Raw genomic sequence first — 18,940 nt, 5'->3', positions numbered from 1 at the left:
CCGTGTCTCTCACTTCAAGTCCGGTCAGCGCCCTGCAGACCGCCGCTGAGGCCACCGCCTCGGCGACGGCGCAGATCAGCGCAGCCTTCCCCTCCCCGCCCACAGACGGGATCGACATCGTCGGCCCGCTGCGGATCGGGTTCTACGGTCTGGCGATCGGTCTGGGCATCCTGGTGGCGTACTTCGTCTCCAGCCGGCTCTGGAAGTCACGCGGCGGCAGTCCCGAGAACGTCTTCGACGCGCTCATCTGGGCCGTGCTGCTGGGCATCGTGGGCGGTCGGCTCTATCACGTGATCACCTCCCCAGACGCGTACTTCGGGGAGAACGGCGACCTCTCGCTGATCCCGCAGGTCTGGCTGGGCGGTCTGGGCATCGTCGGCGCCGTCGCGCTGGGCGCCGTCGGGGTCTGGTTCGCCTGCCGTCGCTACGGGATGAAGTTCGGCGCGTTCGCCGATGTGATCGTGCCCGGCGTGATCCTGGCCCAGGCCATCGGACGCTGGGGCAACTACTTCAACCAGGAGCTCTACGGTGCTCCCACCAACCTTCCCTGGGGTCTGGCGATCGACACCACCCAGCGCCACCAGGCGCCGCCGCTGGGCGCGAGCGAGTCCACCCTGTATCACCCCACCTTCCTCTACGAGAGCATCTGGAACCTGATCGGGTTCTTCCTGCTGATCGCGCTCTACCGCCGCTTCGCCGTGAAGCAGGGCCTGCTCACCTGGACCTACGTGGCCTACTACTCGCTGGGTCGCTTCTGGATCGAGTCGCTGCGCGTGGATGAGATGAACAAGTCCACCCAGTGGATCAACATCTTCGGCATCGAATGGCGCTTGAACATGTGGATGTCGGTGTTCCTGTTCCTGCTGGCGCTGAGCATGCTGATCTGGCTCTGGAGCCGACGCCCGCGCACCGAGGCGGCGCTGGCCGAGGAGATGGAGATCTACCGTCCCGGGCAGGGTCCGCGCGGATCCGAGGACCACGCCGCGCTGGCGGCTGACTCCAGGACCGGAGAGGCAGCCGGCGAGGCCCCGCTGGAGACCGCTGACGTCTCCGCGCAGCCCGGTGCTGGCACCGCGCAGCCCGGTGCTGGCACCGCCGCGACCGGCGTGACCACCGGTGTGACTACCGCTGACACGACCGGTGTGACCACCACCGACACGCCCGCTGACAGCACCGCTCCCGGCGCGGTCGACAGCGGCGAACCGGGTGCTGATCCTGCCGGTTCGACTGAGACGGACAGTCCCAGATCCTGAGATCGGACTTGCCACCGGCAGGTCAGGGTTGGAAGATTGGTCTCATCCCCTGGCGTCAGCGCCAGGGCCACGACGGCGGCGCGCCGACCAATCCGCGCCGTTGCCGTCAAGCGCCGGGACACACCCCCGTATAGCGCGAACGTCACAGTGTGGCTGGGTCACAGGGTGACTGCGTCATGCAGGACCGAAGACCGACGGAGCCTGAGGAGTTCTTCGCAGACCGGGACGCCACAGTCCCGAAGAACTGGGAGAATGAGCTCAGACACCGTGCACCATAGAAGGGGCCGACGATGTCCCCTCCCCATGAAACGTCCGCATGCGGAGGAAGGAAGACCTTCATGTCTACTCTCGGATCACCGGGAACAGGCGCGGCTGCCACGGCAGACCCGCTCCAGATCATGAGTCCCTATCAGCGCTTTGCCGCTTTCCCTGAGAAGTCTGGGCTCTACGACCCCGCCAACGAGCACGAGAACTGCGGCATGGCCGCCGTGGCCACGCTGCGCGGCGAGCCGGGCCACGACATCGTGGACCACGCCCTCGTGGCGCTGCGCAACCTCGAACACCGCGGCGCCGTGGGCGGCGACGTGGGCACCGGCGACGGTGCCGGGCTGCTCACCCAGATCCCGGACGAGTTCTTCCGCGCGGTCACCGAGTTCGAGCTCCCGCCGATGGGGGAGTACCTCGCCGGCACCGCGTTCCTGCCGCAGTCACCCGCCGAGCGCGAGGCGATGTGCGTCAGCTTCGGCGACCTCGCCGAGGAACAGGGCCTGATCGTGCTGGGCTGGCGAGATGTCCCGGTGGACGCCTCGATGATCGGCACCCTGGCCAAGGAGTCGATGCCGTACTTCCGGCAGGTCTTCCTCGGCTTCGCCGCCGAGGACTCCATCGCCTACCAGGAGTCCGGCTCGGGCACGCTGGACCAGCGTGGATGGCGGCTGCGCAAGCGCGGACAGAACCGGCTCGGGGTCTACTTCCCCTCGCTGTCCTCGAAGACCATCACCTATAAGGGGATGCTCACCACCGCGCAGCTGGAGCCCTTCTTCCCGGACCTCTCGGACGAGCGGTACAAGACCACCCTGGGCATCGTCCACTCCCGCTTCTCCACCAACACCTTCCCCTCCTGGCCGCTGGCCCAGCCGCTGCGCAACATCGCGCACAACGGCGAGATCAACACCGTCAAGGGCAACCGCAACTGGATGCGCGCCCGGCAGTCCATGATGGCCTCGGAGCTGCTCGGCGAGGACCCGGAGTCGCTGTTCCCGATCTGCACCCCCGGCGCCTCGGACTCCACCAGCTTCGACGAGGCCGCCGAGCTGCTGATGCTCTCCGGCCGGCCGCTGGCCCAGGCGATGCGGATGATGATCCCCGAGGCCTGGGAGAACCACGAGACCATGGACCCCGATCTCCGGGCGTTCTACCAGTACCACGCGCAGCTCATGGAGGCCTGGGACGGCCCCGCCGCGATCGCCTTCACCGACGGTCAGCAGGTCGGCGCGATGCTCGACCGCAACGGACTGCGCCCGGCCCGCTACTGGGTCACCGACGACGGCCTGGTCGTGATGTCCTCCGAGGTCGGTGTCCTGGACCTGGAGCCCTCTTCCATCGTGCGCAAGGGCCGTGTCGCCCCGGGCATGATGCTGCTGCTCGACACCGTTGAGGGCCGGATCATCGAAGATGCGGAGATCAAGGCCGATCTCGCCTCCTCGGCACCCTGGGCCGACTGGGTCCAGGAGAACCTGGTCAAGCTCGCCGACCTCCCGGAGCGGCTGCACGTCCGCCACCCCTCCGAGTCGGTCCGGCTGCGCCAGCAGACCTTCGGCTACACCCACGAAGAGCTCCGCGTGCTGATCGGGCCGATGGCCACCGCCGGCGCGGAGCCGCTGGGCGCCATGGGCACCGACACCCCCATCGCGGTGCTCGCCGACCGGCCCCGGCTGCTCTTCGACTACTTCATGCAGACCTTCGCCCAGGTGACCAACCCGCCGCTGGACGCCATCCGGGAGGAGCTGGTCACCTCCCTGGCGCTGCACATCGGTCCCAACGGCAACCTGCTCTCCAACGAGCAGGTCCGCTCCCGGCAGGTCGCCCTGGACTTCCCGGTGATCAACAACGACGAGCTCGCCAAGATCGCTAACATCCGCAACGAGGACGGCGCGAAGATCGCACTGAAGGTCCGCGCGCTCTACCGCGCCGGGTCCAGGGAGGAAGAGCTGCGCCAGCGGATCCGCGAGATCTGCGAGAAGGTCTCCGCCGCGGTCAACCGCGGGGTCAGCTACATCGTGATCTCCGACCGCGACTCCAACGCCCAGTGGGCGCCGATCCCGTCGCTGCTGGTGCTCTCCGCGATCCACCACCACCTGCTGAAGTCCGCCAACCGCACCAAGGTCTCGCTGATCGTGGAGGCCGGAGACGTGCGTGAGGTCCACCACGTGGCCTGCCTGATCGGCTACGGCGCCGCAGCGGTGAACCCCTACCTGGCCATGGAGACCGCCGAGGACATGGTCCGCCGCGGCGACCTGACCGCGGTCGACGAGGAGCAGGCGGTGCACAACCTGCTCACCGCGCTGGGCAAGGGCGTGCTGAAGATCATGTCCAAGATGGGCATCTCCACCGTCGCCTCCTACTGCGGCGCGCAGACCTTCGAAGCCGTGGGCCTGGCCCAGAACGTGGTGGACCAGTACTTCTCCGGCACCCACTCGCCCATGGGCGGGGTGGGGCTCGACGTGCTCTCCACCGAGACCCTCGAGCGGCACGCGCGCGCCTACCCGGCCGACGGCAACGACCTCGGCCGGGGCAACGAGCTCGAGATCGGCGGCGAGTACCAGTGGCGCCGCGAAGGCCCGCCGCACCTGTTCAACCCGCAGACCGTCTTCAAGCTGCAGCACTCCACAAAGACCCGCCGCTACGACATCTTCAAGCAGTACTCCAAGGCCATCGATGACCAGTCCGAGGCGCTGCTGACCCTGCGCGGACTCTTCAAGCTCAGCTCCGAGCGCCCGCCGGTGCCCATCGAAGAGGTCGAATCGGTCGCCGAGATCGTCAAACGGTTCAACACCGGGGCGATGAGCTACGGCTCCATCTCCCAGGAGGCCCACGAGACGCTCGCGATCGCGATGAACCGGCTCGGCGCACGCTCGAACACCGGTGAGGGAGGCGAGCACCCGGCCCGGCTGGAGGACCCCGAGCGGCGCTCGGCGGTCAAGCAGATCGCCTCCGGACGCTTCGGCGTCACCAGCCAGTACCTCACCCACGCCGATGACCTGCAGATCAAGATGGCCCAAGGTGCCAAGCCCGGCGAGGGCGGCCAGCTCATGGGCAAGAAGGTCTACCCCTGGGTGGCCGAGACCCGGCACTCCACCCCCGGCGTCGCGCTGGTCTCCCCGCCGCCGCACCACGACATCTACTCCATCGAGGACCTGGCCCAGCTGATCTTCGACCTCAAGCGCGCCAACACCGGCGCCCGGGTCCACGTGAAGCTGGTCTCCCTGCACGGAGTGGGCACCGTGGCGGCCGGCGTGACCAAGGCCAAGGCCGACGTCGTGCTGATCTCCGGGCACGACGGCGGCACCGGCGCCTCGCCGCTGAACTCGCTCAAGCACGCGGGCACCCCCTGGGAGCTCGGGCTGGCCGAGGCGCAGCAGACGCTGATGCTCAACGGGCTGCGCGAACGCGTCACCGTGCAGGTGGACGGTCAGCTCAAGACCGGCCGTGACGTGGTCATCGCGGCGCTGCTCGGTGCCGAGGAGTACGGCTTCGCCACCGCCCCGCTGGTGGTCTCGGGCTGCATCATGATGCGGGTCTGCCACCTGGACACCTGCCCGGTGGGCGTGGCCACGCAGAACCCGGTGCTGCGCGACCGCTATACCGGTCAGGCCGACCACGTGGTGAACTTCTTCGAGTTCGTCGCCCAGGAGGTGCGCGAATACCTGGCCGAACTGGGCTTCCGCACCCTGGACGAGGCGATCGGCCACGTCGACGCCATCGACATGGACGACGCCAAGCGGCACTGGAAGACCACCGGGCTCGACCTCGGCGCCGTGCTGGACAGCTACGACCCCAACGACCCGGTGACCGCCTCGATGCTGCGCCGCACCCGCGGGCAGGACCACGAGCTGGAGAAGCACTTCGACATGGGTCTCATCGAACTCGCCGGTTCGGCCATCTCCCACGGCGAGAAGGTCCACATCGAGAAGAAGGTCATCAACACCGACCGCTCGGTGGGCACCATGCTCGGCCACGAGGTGACCAAGGCGCAGGGGCTGAAGATGCTGGAGAACAACACCATCGTCGTCGAGCTCACCGGTGAGGCGGGCCAGTCCCTCGGGGCCTTCCTTCCCCACGGGATCACCCTGCACCTGGCCGGGGACGCCAACGACTACGTGGGCAAGGGACTCTCCGGCGGGCGGATCATCGCCCACCCGGACCCCTCGGCCCCGCTGGTGGCCGAGAAGAACGTCATCGCCGGCAACGTGATCGGCTACGGCGCCACCGCCGGCGAGATGTTCCTGCGCGGCCAGGTCGGCGAACGCTTCCTGGTGCGCAACTCCGGCGCCACCGCCGTGGTCGAAGGAATCGGCGACCACGGCTGTGAGTACATGACCGGCGGTCAGGCGCTCATCCTGGGACCCACCGGACGCAACTTCGGGGCAGGCATGTCCGGAGGCACCGCGTTCCTGGTGGACTTCGACGAGGAGAAGATCAACTCGCAGGCCCGCATCAACGGGGACCTGCTGCTGCTCGAGCCCGATGAGGAGGATCGCGCCATCATCGGCGACCTGCTGCGCCGCCATCACGAGGAGACCGGCAGCACCGTGGCCGAAGCCCTCCTCGACGACCTTGAGACCACCTATTCGCGCATCACCAAGGTGCTCCCGCGCAACTACGACGCCGTGCTCCGCGCCCGCTCCAGCGCCCTCGACGAGGGCCTGGATCCCGATGGCGACGCAGCATGGCAGAAGATTCTGGAGGCGACCCGTGGCTGATCCGCGTGGATTCCTGAAGCACCGAGAGCGCCAGGACCGGCCCTCTCGCCCCATCCCGGTCCGAATCATGGACTTCAACGAGGTCTATGACCGCAACGAGCGCGGCATCGTACAGACCCAGGCCAGCCGCTGCATGGACTGCGGCATCGCCTTCTGCCACACCGGCTGCCCGCTCGGGAACCTGATCCCGGAGTGGAACGACCTGATCTGGCGCGACCAGTGGGAGGAGGCCTCCTCCCGGCTGCACATGACCAACAACTTCCCGGAGTTCACCGGGCGGATCTGCCCGGCACCCTGTGAGACCTCCTGCGTGCTGGGGATCAACCAGCCCGCAGTGACGATCAAGCAGTCCGAGGTCTCCATCGCCGATGAGGCGATCGCTCGCGGCTACGTCGAACCGGTTCTGCCCCAGCGGCTCACCGGCAAGACCGTCGCCGTGGTGGGCTCCGGCCCGGCAGGCCTCGCCGCCGCCCAGCAGCTCACCCGCGCCGGGCACACCGTGGCCGTCTACGAGCGCGACGACCGGCTCGGCGGGCTGCTGCGCTATGGCATCCCGGACTTCAAGATGGAGAAGCACCACGTGGAGTTCCGCATCGACCAGATGCGCGCCGAGGGCACCCGCTTCTACACCTCCACCGAGATCGGCGCCGACATCACCTGGGACGCCCTGGAGGCCAGCTACGACGCCGTGATCCTGGCCACCGGCGCCATGGTCCCGCGCGACCTGGGCATCACCGGGCGCGAACTCGACGGGGTCCACTTCGCCATGGAGTACCTGGTCCAGTCCAACAAGGCCACCTCCGGAGACGAGGTCGCCGACCAGATCCGCGCCGACGGCAAGCACGTCGTGGTCCTCGGCGGCGGTGACACCGGCGCCGACTGCATCGGCACCGCCCACCGCCACGGAGCGGCCTCGGTGACCACCCTGGCCATCGGCAAGGAGCTCCCCTCGGAGCGTCCCGAGAATGAGCCCTGGCCGATGGACCCGCGGGTCTTCGAACTCACCAGCGCCGACGAGGAGGGCGGGGAGCGCAGCTACCTGGCCTCGACCGTGGAGTTCGTCGCCGATGAGCTCGGCCACGTGCGCGCCCTGAAGGTCGCCGAGACCCAGTACAACCCCGACGGCTCCCGCTCGCCCAAGCCCGACAGTGAGCACGAGATCCCCGCTGACCTGGTGCTGCTCGCCCTGGGATTCACCGGGGCGGAATCTGACACGCTCACCGAGCAGCTCTCCCTCGACTTCGACCGCCGCGGGAACATCACCCGGGCGGAGGACTACCAGACCTCCGTGGAGGGCGTCTTCGCCGTCGGCGACGCCGGACGTGGAGCCTCCCTGGTGGTCTGGGCCATCGCGGAGGGCCGCGCAGCAGCCGCGAAGGTGGATGAATATCTCGAAGGCGCGACCAGGCTTCCGGCCCCGGTCAAGCCCTCGGATCGTGCCATTTCACTCACAGGCTGACTGTTATAGGCTCGAGCACGAACCATCCTGGTCCAGTGTCGTGCCAGTCCATCAACTCGCTTATCAGCACAATAGATAGGACAAGGTGAGACATGAGACACGCCAAGATCGTCGCCACATTCGGCCCCGCCACCGCAGGCTATGAGATGACCCGCAAGCTCGTGGAGGCCGGTGTCGACGTCGCCCGGGTGAACATGAGCCACGGCGACTACAGCGTCCACGAGGACACCTACAACACCGTCCGCGAGGTCTCCAAGGACCTGCGCCAGGCCGTCGGGATCTTCGCCGACCTGCAGGGGCCGAAGATCCGGCTGGGTCGCTTCGCCGAGGGTGAGCACTCCCTCGCCGTCGGCGACCGCTTCACCATCACCATCGATGACATCCAGGGCACCAAGGAGCGCTGCTCCACCACGTTCAAGGGCCTGCCCGGAGACGTCAACGTCGGTGACACGCTGCTCATCGACGACGGCAAGGTCTCGCTGCGCGCGCTGGAGGTCACAGACACCGACGTCGTCACCGAGGTCACCGTGCCCGGCAAGGTCTCCAACAACAAGGGCATCAACCTGCCCGGCGTCGCGGTCTCCGTGCCGGCGATGTCGGAGAAGGACGAGGAGGATCTGCGCTGGGCGCTGCGCACCGGCTTCGACATGGTCGCGCTCTCCTTCGTCCGTGACGCCGCAGACATCGAAGCCGTGCACCGGATCATGGATGAAGAGGGACGCCGCGTCCCGGTCATCGCCAAGGTCGAGAAGCCCCAGGCGGTGGAGGCGCTGCAGGACATCGTCGACGCCTTCGACGCCGTCATGGTCGCCCGCGGCGATCTCGGCGTGGAGCTGCCGCTGGAGGAGGTTCCGCTGGTGCAGAAGCGCGCCGTGGAGCTCGCCCGACGCTGGGCCAAGCCGGTCATCGTCGCCACCCAGGTGCTGGAATCCATGATCGACAGCCCCCGGCCCACCCGCGCCGAGGCCTCCGACTGCGCCAACGCGGTGCTCGACGGCGCGGACGCGGTCATGCTCTCCGGAGAGACCTCCGTGGGTCAGTTCCCGGTGGAGACCGTGGAGACCATGTCCAGGATCATCGAGACCACCGAGACCAAGGGTCTGAGCCGGATCCCCGAGCTGGGCACCAGGCCGAAGACCCGTGGTGGTGCGATCACCCGCGCCGCCAAGGAGATCGCGGACCAGCTCGACATCGAGCACCTGACCACCTTCACCCGCTCGGGAGACTCCGCCCGTCGGCTCTCCCGGCTGCGGCCGAAGCAGAACATCTTCGCCTTCACCCACGTGGAGCACACGCACAACATCCTGACCCTCTCCTGGGGCGTGCAGCCGCGCTGGGTGGAGTTCGCCACCCACACCGACACCATGACCGCCCAGGTGGACAAGCTGCTGCTGGAAGAAGATGCCGCCGAGCTCGGCCAGCTCGTCGTGATCGCCGCCGGGTCTCCTCCAGGACAGGCCGGGACCACCAACATGGTCAAGGTCCACCGGATCGGTGACCTGCACGACGCCAGCGACATCGAGACCCTGCGCCGCGGCGACACCGCCCCGGCGAACAAGGAACCGGTCGGACCCTGGCCCGCGGCCAGCGCCTCAAGCCCGGTCTAGTCGGGCCGGCACGGCCGAGATTCAACGCCCGGGCGCAGGCCCGGGTAAGCTGGTGCCGTCCTCGCCGGGAAGTCTGAGAAGACTGCCCGCGGGGACTGCATGAGCGCCGGGGAGGCCCTGACCTCCTTGGTCCAGCCCGAATGGCGGAATAGGTAGACGCGCCGCACTCAAAATGCGGTACCACTGGTGTGTGGGTTCGAGTCCCACTTCGGGCACCAAGACGACGACGACCAGCCCAGCACGGGGATCATCCCCTCCGGGGGATGCCCCCGGCACGGTGGTCAGGGACCAGAAGGAGAACGGTGAGCGAACAGACTCCGGGCACCGGTGCCCATGAGAGCGGATCCGCAGCGGGCGGCGACGCCGCCACCTCCGACGCGGTCACCTCCGACGCGGCGGCCCAGCACGGCAGCGCGGTGCGCCGTGTGCTGGTCGCCGAGGATGAGACGCTCATCCGGCTCGACATCGTCGAGATCCTCACCGGCGCCGGCTACGACGTGGTCGGTGAGGCCGACAACGGTGAACGCGCCGTGGAGCTGGCCCGCGAGACCGAGCCGGACCTGGTCGTGATGGACGTGAAGATGCCCATCATGGACGGCATCACCGCGGCGCAGCTCATCGCGGAGGAGCGGATCGCCCCGGTGGTCATGCTGACCGCGTTCTCCCAGCGTGACCTGGTCGAATCGGCCCGTGAGGCCGGCGCCATGGCGTACGTGGTCAAGCCGTTCACCGAGAACGATCTGATCCCGGCCATCGAGGTCGCCATGGCGCGCTTCGACGAGATCCGCGCCCTGGAGGACGAGGTCACGTCGCTGGCCGACAAGTTCGAGACCCGCAAGCTCGTGGAGCGGGCCAAGTCCCTGCTCACCACCAAGATGGGCCTCACGGAGCCGGAGGCCTTCCGCTGGATCCAGAAGACCTCGATGGACCGCCGGCTGTCGATGCGCGAAGTCGCCGAGACCGTCGTCGACCAGATGACGGATTCTCCGCCGTACCTCAAGTGAATCTCCCGTTGAGGGACGGATTCTCCGAGTATCTGTGGCTGTTTTCGGCCCTAACTGGTCGGAGAATCCGCCCCTCAACGCGTGGGGGAGGGGTCTGAACGGGCAGTTCAGCCGCGGACGGTGAGGATCAGGGCGTCACCCTGGCCTCCGCCGCCGCACAGGCCCGCGGCTCCGGTGCCGCCGCCACGGCGGGACAGCTCCAAGGCAAGGTGCAGCACCAGGCGCGCCCCGGACATGCCCACCGGGTGGCCCAGCGCGATGGCGCCGCCGTTGACGTTGAGCTTCTCCTCCGAGAGGCCCAGCTTCCGAGCCGACGCCACCCCCACGGCGGCGAACGCCTCATTGATCTCCACCAGGTCCAGTGACTCTGGGTCGATGCCCTGCTTGCGGCACGCCTCAGCGATCGCATGCGCGGGCTGCAGCTGCAGGGAGGAATCCGGTCCGGCCACCATGCCATAGGCGCCGATCTCCGCCAGGGGAGTGAGACCGAGCTCCTGCGCCTTCTCCGGGGTGGTCACGATGACGGCGCAGGCACCGTCAGAGATCTGCGAGGCAGAGGCAGCCGTGATCGTGCCCTCCTTGTCGAAGGCAGGGCGCAGCTTGCCCAGCGATTCCGCCGTCGTGCCCGCTCGGATGCCCTCGTCGCGGCTGACCAGAACCGGGTCACCCTTGCGCTGGGGCACCTCGACGGGCGTGACCTCGTCGTCGAAGACGCCGTTGTCCCACGCCTGCGCGGCGCGTTCATGGGAGAGCGCAGCAAGCTGATCCTGCTCCTGCCGGGAGACCTCCGTCTCCGCCGTGTTGCAGGACTCTGTCAGGGCGCCCATGGTCTGTTGCGTGGCCTGATCGAACAGCGCGTCATAGGCCATCGAGTCCACCAGGGTCGTGTCTCCGTAGGTGAAGCCCTTGCGCGAGCCCGGCAGCAGGTGCGGGGCGTTGGACATCGACTCCATGCCGCCGGCGACCACCAGCTCACATTCACCGGCGCGGATCAGCTGATCCGCGTAGGCGATGGCGCTGAGCCCCGACAGGCATACCTTGTTCACCGTCATCGCGGGCACGCGGGCAGGTATGCCTGCTCCCAGGGCGGCGGTGCGGGCCGGGTTCTGTCCCGCTCCGGCCTGGATCACCTGTCCCATGATCACGTAGTCGACCTGGTCGGTGCGGACCCCGGTCTTCTCCAGGGCGCTGCTGATGGCAGCGGACCCCAACTGGGCGGCGGTGAGCGAGGAGAGCCCGCCCATCAGCTTGCCGATCGGGGTGCGGCTTCCTCCGAGGATCACGGAACCGGGTGTCATAGCTGCTCCTTCATGTTGCGGACGACTCGTGGGTGTTCAGGACCATGCCTAGCATGTGCGGCGGCTCAGTGCAGCTCGACGCCGGTGGCTTCGCGCACCTGCTCCTCACTCACCCCCGGTGCGGTCTCCACCAGCTCCAGGCGCGGGGCGGTCTCGGTGCCCACCACGTCGATGACGGCCAGGTCGGTGATGATCCGGTTCACCACGGACTTGCCGGTCAGCGGCAGGGTGCAGGCCGGCAGGATCTTCGGGGCACCATCCTTCGCCACATGGTCCATCAGGCAGATGACCCGCTCCGCGCCATGGACCAGGTCCATGGCGCCGCCCATGCCCTTGACCATCTTGCCGGGCACCATCCAGTTGGCGAGGTCGCCGTTCTCGGCCACCTGCATGCCGCCGAGCACGGCGACGTCGATCTTGCCGCCGCGGATCATGCCGAAGCTGGTGGAGGAGTCGAAGAACGCCGCCCCGGGAAGCACGGTGACCGTCTCCTTGCCGGCGTTGATCAGATCCGGGTCCACCGCGTCCTCGGTGGGGTAGGGGCCCACGCCGAGGATGCCGTTCTCGGACTGGAGCACTACGGTGCGCTCGGCCGGGATGTGGTTCGGGATCAGGGTCGGCATCCCGATGCCTAAGTTCACGTAGGCGCCGTCGGGGAGCTCCTCGGCGGCGCGGGCGGCCATCTGGTCGCGGGTCCAGCCCGCGTTGATCTCGGTGGTCATGACGTGGTCACTCCTTCTCGTCGCTGCGGACGGTGCGCTTCTCGATGGGCTTGTCGATCTCGGCGCCGACCTCCACGATCCGGTGCACGAAGACCCCGGGCAGGTGGACGGCGTCGGGGTCGATCTCCCCGGGCTCCACGAGCTCCTCCACCTGGGCGATGCAGACCCGGCCCGCCATCGCGGCGTCGGGGCTGAACTGCCGGGCGGCCTTGTTGAACACCAGGTTGCCGTGTCGGTCGCCGCGCTGGGCATGGACCAGGGAGAAGTCGGCGACGATCGACTCCTCCAGGACGAAGTCGAGCGCCCGGCCGTCGTGGACGGTGAAGGGCCTGACCTCCTTGGGCGCAGACTCCTTCGCCACGCCGCCGGAGCCGTCGTAGGTCATCGGGATGCCGCCCTCGGCGACCTGCGTGCCCACTCCGGAGCGGGTGTAGAACGCCGGGATGCCCGCGCCGCCGGCGCGCATCTTCTCCGCGAGAGTGCCCTGCGGGACCAGCTCCAGCTCGAGCTCGCCCTCCAGGTACTGGCGAGCGAACTCCTTGTTCTCGCCCACATAGGACGAGGTCATCTTCACGATCCGGCGGGCCGCCAACAGGATGCCCAGGCCCCAGCCGTCCACGCCGCAGTTGTTGGACGCGACGGAGAGCCCGGAGGCGCCCTGCTCCAGCAGCGCCTCGATGAGCTGGATCGGATTGCCGGAGAGGCCGAAGCCTCCCACGGCGAGCGAGGCTCCGTCAGGGATGTCGGCGACGGCCTCGGCGGCGGTCGCTACGGTCTTGTCGATGGTCATGGGCCCTCCTCAGGGACTTGGGGCGGTTGGGCTTGGGACTGTGAGAGTGCAGGTCTGCTGGATCCTCCGCGTGATGGTCTGCTCAGCTCGCGGTCCATCCTCCGTCGATGGCGTAGGACGTGCCGGTCACCATGCCGGCGGCGTCGGAGACCAGCCACGTGGCCAGGGAGGCCACCTCCTCGGGCTCCACCAGCCGCTTCACGGCGGACTCGGTGAGCATGATCTGCTCGACCACCTGGTCCTCACCGATGCCGTGGATGCGGGCCTGGTCTGCGATCTGCTTCTCCACCAGCGGGGTGCGCACATAGGCGGGGTTGAGGCAGTTGGAGGTCACCCCGTGCTCGGCGCCCTCCAGGGCGGTGACCTTGGAGAGCCCCTCCAGCGCATGCTTGGCAGTCACGTAGGCGGACTTATATGGGCTGGCCCGCAGGCCATGGACCGATGAGATGTTGAGGATCCGGCCGAAGCCGCGCTCGTACATGCCTGGGAGGGCGGCGCGGATCAGCAGGAACGGAGACTCCACCATCAGCCGGTGCATGAACCGCCAGGCCTCGGGGTCGAACTCGTGCAGGGGCGCGACCCGCTGGATGCCGGCGTTGTTGACCAGGATGTCGGCGTCGTGGAGTCCCGTCTCGGCCGTGAGCTCCTCCAGGGCCGCGGTCTCGGCGAGATCCACCGTCCATGAGGTGCCGCCGATCTCTGCTGCCAGGGCCTCGGCGGCTTCGCCGTCGCGGTCGCAGACCGTCACCTGGCCCCCGGCGGCGGCGAAGGCCCGCACACAGGCCGCACCGATGCCGGAGGCCCCGCCGGTGACGACGGCGCGCCGGCCGCTCAGCGCATCGGCCGGGATCGGTGAGCTGCGAGTCGGGTGGGGGTTCATGAGGCTCCTTCAGAAGGGTCGGTATGGAACGGGGCGGAGGGGATGGCGGGGGGGGGCGGGATGGCGTGGGACGGGATGGCGGGGGCCGCGGCGGACGAGGCGCGCCCGTTCCCGTGGATCAGAACCCGCCGACGGCCGAGACCAGCGCGATCAGCGCGGCGACGACCAGCACCGGGATGACAAGCGTCACCATACCGATGTCCTTATAGGACTGACGATGGGTGAGGCCACAGACGATCAGCAGCGTGACGACGGCGCCGGAGTGGGGAAGCGTGTCCAGGCCGCCTGCGGCCATGGCGGTCAATCGGTGCATCATCTCCAGGCTCATGCCTTCGGCCTCGGCCATTCCGCGCAGGTCATCGCCCAGGGCGTTCAGGGCGATGGTCATGCCGCCGGAGGAGGAGCCGGTCAGCCCGGCGGTGATCGAGGTCGTGACCACGGATGTCACCAGCGCGTTGGCGCCCATGCCGAAGACCGAATCACGGATCACGATGAAGGCGGCCACCGAGGCGACGACGGCGCCGTAGCCGACCTCGGAGGCGGTGGAGAAGATCGGCAGCATGGAGCGCTTGACGCCGTCGTTGAATCCGATCTTCAGGATGCTCCACTGTCCGAAGTTCATCGCGACGATCAGTCCGATGGCGACCACGATGCCCACCACCACGGCCCACAGGCCCGCGCGGGAGTCGTAGGTGATGGCCCCGAAGGTGTCCTCCTGCAGATAGGACCAGTCCATGGCCGGGAAGATCAGCAGGGTGCAGGCGAAGTTCACCGCGAAGACGGTCAGCAGCGGCAGGAACGGAACCAGGCGGTTGGGTGGGGCGATCGTGGTGGTCACCGAGGAGCCGTCGTCGGCCGACCCTCCGATGACCTTCTTGGACTCCAGGGACTCGAAGTGCTCGCCCTTGGCGATCAGGCTGCGACGGCGGTGCTCCAGCCACACCATGCCCAGGCCGAAGATCAGGATCCCGCCGAGGACGCCCACCCCCGGGCCGGCGTAGGCATCGGTGCCGAAGAACTGCCCGGGGATGATGTTCTGCACCTGCGGGGAACCGGGCAGGGCGGTCATGGTGAAGGTGAAGATGCCCAGCGCGATGGTGCCGGGGATCAGCCGGCGCGGGATGTCGGCCACCCGGAACAGCTCGCGGGCCAGCGGATACATCACGAACGCGACCACGAAGAGGCTGATCCCTCCGTAGGTCATCAGTGCCGAGGTGATCACCGTGGCGGCGATCGCTCGGCGGCTTCCGATCCAGCCGGTCACGGTGCGCGCGATCGACTCTGCGTATCCGGTCACGGTCATCAGGATCCCGAAGATGGCCCCGACCAGGAAGACCGGGAACCAGCTGCCCACGAAGCCGGCCATCGCCGGCATGAACACCTCGGTGTAGGACGCCAGGATGGGGGCCCCGGAGAACAGCACGCAGACGACTGCGGAGAGCGGAGCGGCCAGGATCACCGGCACGCCGCGGTAGGCGAGGGTGATGAGCAGCAGCAGGGACACGATGATGCCGACGATGCCCAGAATCATGGGGGTCTCCTTGTGGAGGGTGGTGAGCGAGTGACGACCGTCACGGCGTCGTAGATCAGCTTGCACGCTGGAATGTGACGTGGGCTACATCCATCCGTTCAACAGTGGAGCGCCCGTTTCGTAGCTGGCTACGAATGCGTCCCGTGGGGGAGTGTGCCCCGATGTGCTGCGAGCGCCCAGGAGAGCTCGACGAGCGTGTCGAGGTCTCCCAGATCAGCCCCGACCATCTCCTGGAACCTCTGCAGCCGGTAGCGCAGCGTGTTGGCGTGCACCGGGATGCTGCGGGCGGCCAGTGGAATGCTCAGCCGGTGGCGCAGGTAGGCGTCCACGGCCTCGAGCACATGCTCGCCGAATGTGCCGGCCTCGGCCAGGGGCTGCAGGTGGCGCTCCTGCAGCAGGGCGGTGACCTCCGGGCTGGCGTGGACCCCGGCTCGCCAGGAGAGGCGTTCCAGGTCCACCACTCCGGTCTGCCCCACGGCCGCGGCTGCTCGCAGCGCCGTGGAGGCGGACTCGAAGGATCGAGGCAGCCCCTCCAGGGTCACCGCCGGGCCGAGCCCGAGGGTCAGCCGGTCCGGCTCCGCGCTCAGCGGCGGCTCGCCGATGAGGATGCCCACCAGCGTGCTGGCGCGCACGGCCGTGAGCACGCGGATTCCCGCCCGGTCGGCCCAGTCCTGGAGCCGCCGCTGGTGTTCGAGGTCCTCTTCCGGCTGTGAGTGCGCGGCCAGCGCGCGCAGCGGTGCGGCGGTGGGGATGTCGTAGAGGGCGGCGCCGCGGGCCAGCTCGGTCGGCTCCATCCAGGTGGCGACGGCGTCACCGATCCAGGCCGCGCGCCGGGTGGAGTCAGCCAGGGCTCGCGAGACGTCCTTGTCCCGGTAGACGAGCACCGCGCGGGTGGAGAACGCGTCTCCCAGCTCCCACAGCAGGGTGGAGGAGGCCAGGACCTGATCTGCGGGGATGCCGTGGTCCGGGGCGTGGTCCAGCAGCCGGTGCAGGATCACCGACATGCAGGTCCGGAAGCCGGCGAGCACGCTCTCCACGGGCACTCCCTGGGCGTGTCGTTCCGAGGCCAGGGCGTCAGCTTCGGCGACGTCGTCGGAGGAGGGTTCGAAGCCGGCGCGGACCGTGCGGATGCTCAGCGCGATGTTGCGCCGCACCGATGCCTGCAGGGCGGAGGTGGGGACGTCGTGGTAGCCGGGCACCGTGGCGCGAATGTTGCCGATGGTCTCCTCGAGGATGCTGCCGTCCGCCTCGAGAGCGGCCAGCAGCTGGTCCCAGGCGGCCTCGGCGCGACCTTCATCCGCTGTCATGGGGCTCACGATACCGCCGCCCTGCGCCGAGCAGGAGCATGGCGCGGTTCCCGCGCTGGAGCCTGCCGGCGTTCCGGAGCAGGTCTTCTGCAGACGATTTGCTTAGCGTCGTGATCTGAGTCACATTGGGGGTGACGGGGCCGGATCGCCCCACCTTCTGCGCATCTGAACTCAAGGAGCTCACCCTGATGGTTGCCCGATATCCCTCTGCCCCTGAGGCGCTGGATCGTCTGTCCTTCGACGGCATGACCCTCCTCGTCGGAGGGTTCGGTCTCAGCGGCATCCCCGCTGAGCGTGCCGTATGACCACTTCGCGGCAGTCTGCCGCAGGCAACAGCGCCGTACTCGGCAGGGTGATGCGGCCGCTGAACTCCCTGGTGGAGAAGCTGATCCCCTCGGCCCTGGTCTTTGCCATCGTCCTGACCTTCATCGTGGGCATCCTGGCGCTGGTCTTCACCGACGCCGGCCCTGTGCAGGTCGTCGAAGAATGGGGCATCGGCCTGGCTGGGCTGCTGGAGTTCATCACCCAGATGGCCCTCATCCTGTTCCTCGGCTATATCCTGGCCAACACGCGACCCGCCCGAAAGCTGCTCCGCCGCCTGGCCACAGTCCCCAGAACAGCAATCCAGGCCTACCTGTTCGTGTTCTTCATCGCCGCCCTGGCAAGCCTCATCACCTGGGGACTGGGACTGGTGGTCGGCGGTCTGCTGGCACGCGAAGTTGCCCACGTCTTCCGGGAACGCCAGATTCCCGTGCACTTTCCCATGCTGGTGGCCTCGGGGTTCTCAGGATTCGTGGTCTGGCATATGGGCTACTCCGCCTCCGGGCCGCTGACCGCAGCCACCCCAGATTCCTTCGTGGCAGACCAGCTGGGCGCTCCGCTGCCCGTGGGGGAGACGATCTTCTCCACCTGGAACATCATCGCCTGCATCGTCACCATCGCAGTGGTCGCCCTGGCCCTGTATCTGGTGGCGCCCCGGGACAGCAAGTCGGTGGTCCCGCTGGCGGTGGACGCACGCGAGGCCGATGTCGAGATCGACGACGCCGTCGAAACCCCCGCTGACCGCGTGGACGCCTCTCGCATTCCCACGCTGCTGATCGGCCTGATGTTGGTGGCCTATCTGATCATCCACTTCAGCGGCGGCGGCACCCTGACGCTGGATGTAGTCAACTGGAGCTTCCTGGGGCTGATCATGCTGCTGGTCCGCAATCCCTTCGAACTGATCGCCCTGACCAAGCAGGCCGCCTCGAATGTGGGCGAGATCCTGCTGCAGTTCCCGCTGTACGCGGGCATCCTGGGCATCATGGCCGGCACCGGGCTGATGACCGTCATCTCAGAGGCCTTCGTGGCGATCTCCACTGCGCAGACGTTCGCGCTCTTCGCGTTCCTCTCCGCCGGTCTGGTGAACTTCTTCGTGCCCTCCGGGGGCGGACAGATCGCCGTGCAGGCCCCGATCCTGCTCGAGGCCGCAGAGGCGCTCAGCGTGGATCCCGCTATCGCCATCATGGCTGTGGCCTATGGAGACCAGTGGACGAACATGATTCAGCCGTTCTGGGCGCTGCCGCTGCTGGCGATCGCGGGGCTGAAGATGCGCGACATCCTCAGCTACACCACGATCGTGCTCATCGCCTCCGGCATCGTCTTCGGCGCAACCCTGCTCATCGTCTCGATGTGACGGCCCCACGCTAGACGGGGTCAGAGCTCGAAGTAGAACTCGTGATGCGTCGCGCACCCAGGGTTGAACCCTGCTCCACAGTCCGCGCAGGCCTCCGCGACCAGGTACTCCGCGATGCTGAATCGGTGGCGGCAGACCCCGCAGAGCAGGGCGCGCTCGGCCCGGCGCCCCAGCGGCCAGCGGCTGATCGGGTGCGCCTCGGCCTCCTGGTGACACTTCAGACAGGGATACCAGCGGTCGCAGCAGAAGAACCGGAGCGCGACGACGTCCAGCGGCCCCGCGTAGTGCCGGCAGCGGGTCTGCTCATCCACCGCGGCGCCGCGGATCACAGGCTCATCCATGCGCCCGAGGCTATCGGAATCTGCGCCATCCGAACGTTGAGGGGCGGATCCTCCGAGTATCTGACGCGGTTCTCGGCCTGAAATGCTCGGA

13 protein-coding genes and 1 tRNA gene are annotated in these 18,940 nt (G+C 68.2%); 7 read left to right on the top strand and 7 right to left on the bottom strand.

From position 1 onward, the window contains the following. The first annotated feature begins 2 nt into the window (after window positions 1–2). From lgt to LTH93_RS02150, 6 genes are all read left to right on the top strand, one after another. The gene (lgt, locus tag LTH93_RS02175) at window positions 3–1,253 is read left to right on the top strand and encodes a prolipoprotein diacylglyceryl transferase (protein ID WP_241469944.1); all 1,251 of its coding nucleotides are present in this window, start codon (window positions 3–5) and stop codon (window positions 1,251–1,253) included. Window positions 1,254–1,591: 338 nt separating this feature from the next. Continuing rightward, the gene (gltB, locus tag LTH93_RS02170) at window positions 1,592–6,235 is read left to right on the top strand and encodes a glutamate synthase large subunit (protein WP_241469943.1); all 4,644 of its coding nucleotides are present in this window, start codon (window positions 1,592–1,594) and stop codon (window positions 6,233–6,235) included. Then, window positions 6,228–7,694 (top strand): glutamate synthase subunit beta, encoded by a 1,467-nt coding sequence (locus LTH93_RS02165; RefSeq protein ID WP_241469942.1) that lies wholly within the window; start codon window positions 6,228–6,230, stop codon window positions 7,692–7,694. The genes gltB and LTH93_RS02165 overlap by 8 nt, the downstream gene beginning before the upstream one ends. Window positions 7,695–7,786: 92 nt before the next feature. After that, window positions 7,787–9,301, top strand: coding sequence for a pyruvate kinase (gene pyk / locus LTH93_RS02160; RefSeq protein WP_241464364.1), 1,515 nt, complete (start codon window positions 7,787–7,789; stop codon window positions 9,299–9,301). 134 nt (window positions 9,302–9,435) lie between these two features. Next, window positions 9,436–9,519, top strand: a tRNA-Leu gene (locus LTH93_RS02155). Window positions 9,520–9,603: 84 nt separating this feature from the next. Continuing rightward, complete coding sequence (locus LTH93_RS02150) at window positions 9,604–10,305, top strand: ANTAR domain-containing response regulator (protein WP_370642634.1); 702 nt, start codon at window positions 9,604–9,606, stop codon at window positions 10,303–10,305. A gap of 107 nt (window positions 10,306–10,412) precedes the next feature. Here the strand turns inward: LTH93_RS02150 and LTH93_RS02145 are convergent, their stop codons facing one another. From LTH93_RS02145 to LTH93_RS02120, 6 genes are all read right to left on the bottom strand, one after another. Beyond that, window positions 10,413–11,603 carry an acetyl-CoA C-acetyltransferase gene (locus tag LTH93_RS02145; protein ID WP_241464365.1) on the bottom strand — a complete coding sequence of 397 codons (1,191 nt, stop codon included), beginning with the start codon at window positions 11,601–11,603 and terminating at the stop codon, window positions 10,413–10,415. Window positions 11,604–11,668: 65 nt separating this feature from the next. After that, window positions 11,669–12,325, bottom strand: a complete 657-nt coding sequence (locus tag LTH93_RS02140; RefSeq protein WP_241469941.1) for a CoA transferase subunit B — start codon at window positions 12,323–12,325, stop codon at window positions 11,669–11,671. A gap of 7 nt (window positions 12,326–12,332) precedes the next feature. Further along, complete coding sequence (locus LTH93_RS02135; protein ID WP_241464367.1) at window positions 12,333–13,115, bottom strand: CoA transferase subunit A; 783 nt, start codon at window positions 13,113–13,115, stop codon at window positions 12,333–12,335. A gap of 82 nt (window positions 13,116–13,197) precedes the next feature. After that, window positions 13,198–13,995 carry a 3-hydroxybutyrate dehydrogenase gene (locus LTH93_RS02130; protein WP_241469940.1) on the bottom strand — a complete coding sequence of 266 codons (798 nt, stop codon included), beginning with the start codon at window positions 13,993–13,995 and terminating at the stop codon, window positions 13,198–13,200. Window positions 13,996–14,113: 118 nt separating this feature from the next. Continuing rightward, the gene (locus LTH93_RS02125) at window positions 14,114–15,526 is read right to left on the bottom strand and encodes a GntP family permease (RefSeq protein ID WP_241464369.1); all 1,413 of its coding nucleotides are present in this window, start codon (window positions 15,524–15,526) and stop codon (window positions 14,114–14,116) included. A gap of 128 nt (window positions 15,527–15,654) precedes the next feature. Further along, window positions 15,655–16,833 (bottom strand): PucR family transcriptional regulator, encoded by a 1,179-nt coding sequence (locus LTH93_RS02120; protein WP_241469939.1) that lies wholly within the window; start codon window positions 16,831–16,833, stop codon window positions 15,655–15,657. Between the two features lie 301 nt (window positions 16,834–17,134). On the opposite strand from LTH93_RS02120, the gene LTH93_RS02115 reads away from it, so the two are divergent. Next, entirely contained in the window at window positions 17,135–18,508 is a 1,374-nt protein-coding gene (locus LTH93_RS02115; RefSeq protein WP_241464371.1) for a short-chain fatty acid transporter, read from the top strand. A gap of 20 nt (window positions 18,509–18,528) precedes the next feature. Here the strand turns inward: LTH93_RS02115 and LTH93_RS02110 are convergent, their stop codons facing one another. After that, window positions 18,529–18,849 (bottom strand): CHY zinc finger protein, encoded by a 321-nt coding sequence (locus LTH93_RS02110; RefSeq protein ID WP_241469938.1) that lies wholly within the window; start codon window positions 18,847–18,849, stop codon window positions 18,529–18,531. Window positions 18,850–18,940 lie beyond the last annotated feature (91 nt).

It is taken from the genome of Nesterenkonia sp. DZ6 (assembly GCF_022565835.1).
Classification (GTDB): domain Bacteria; phylum Actinomycetota; class Actinomycetes; order Actinomycetales; family Micrococcaceae; genus Nesterenkonia.
The sequence above is the reverse complement of the archived record's forward strand: the minus strand, read 5'-3'. Positions and strand labels throughout refer to the sequence as shown.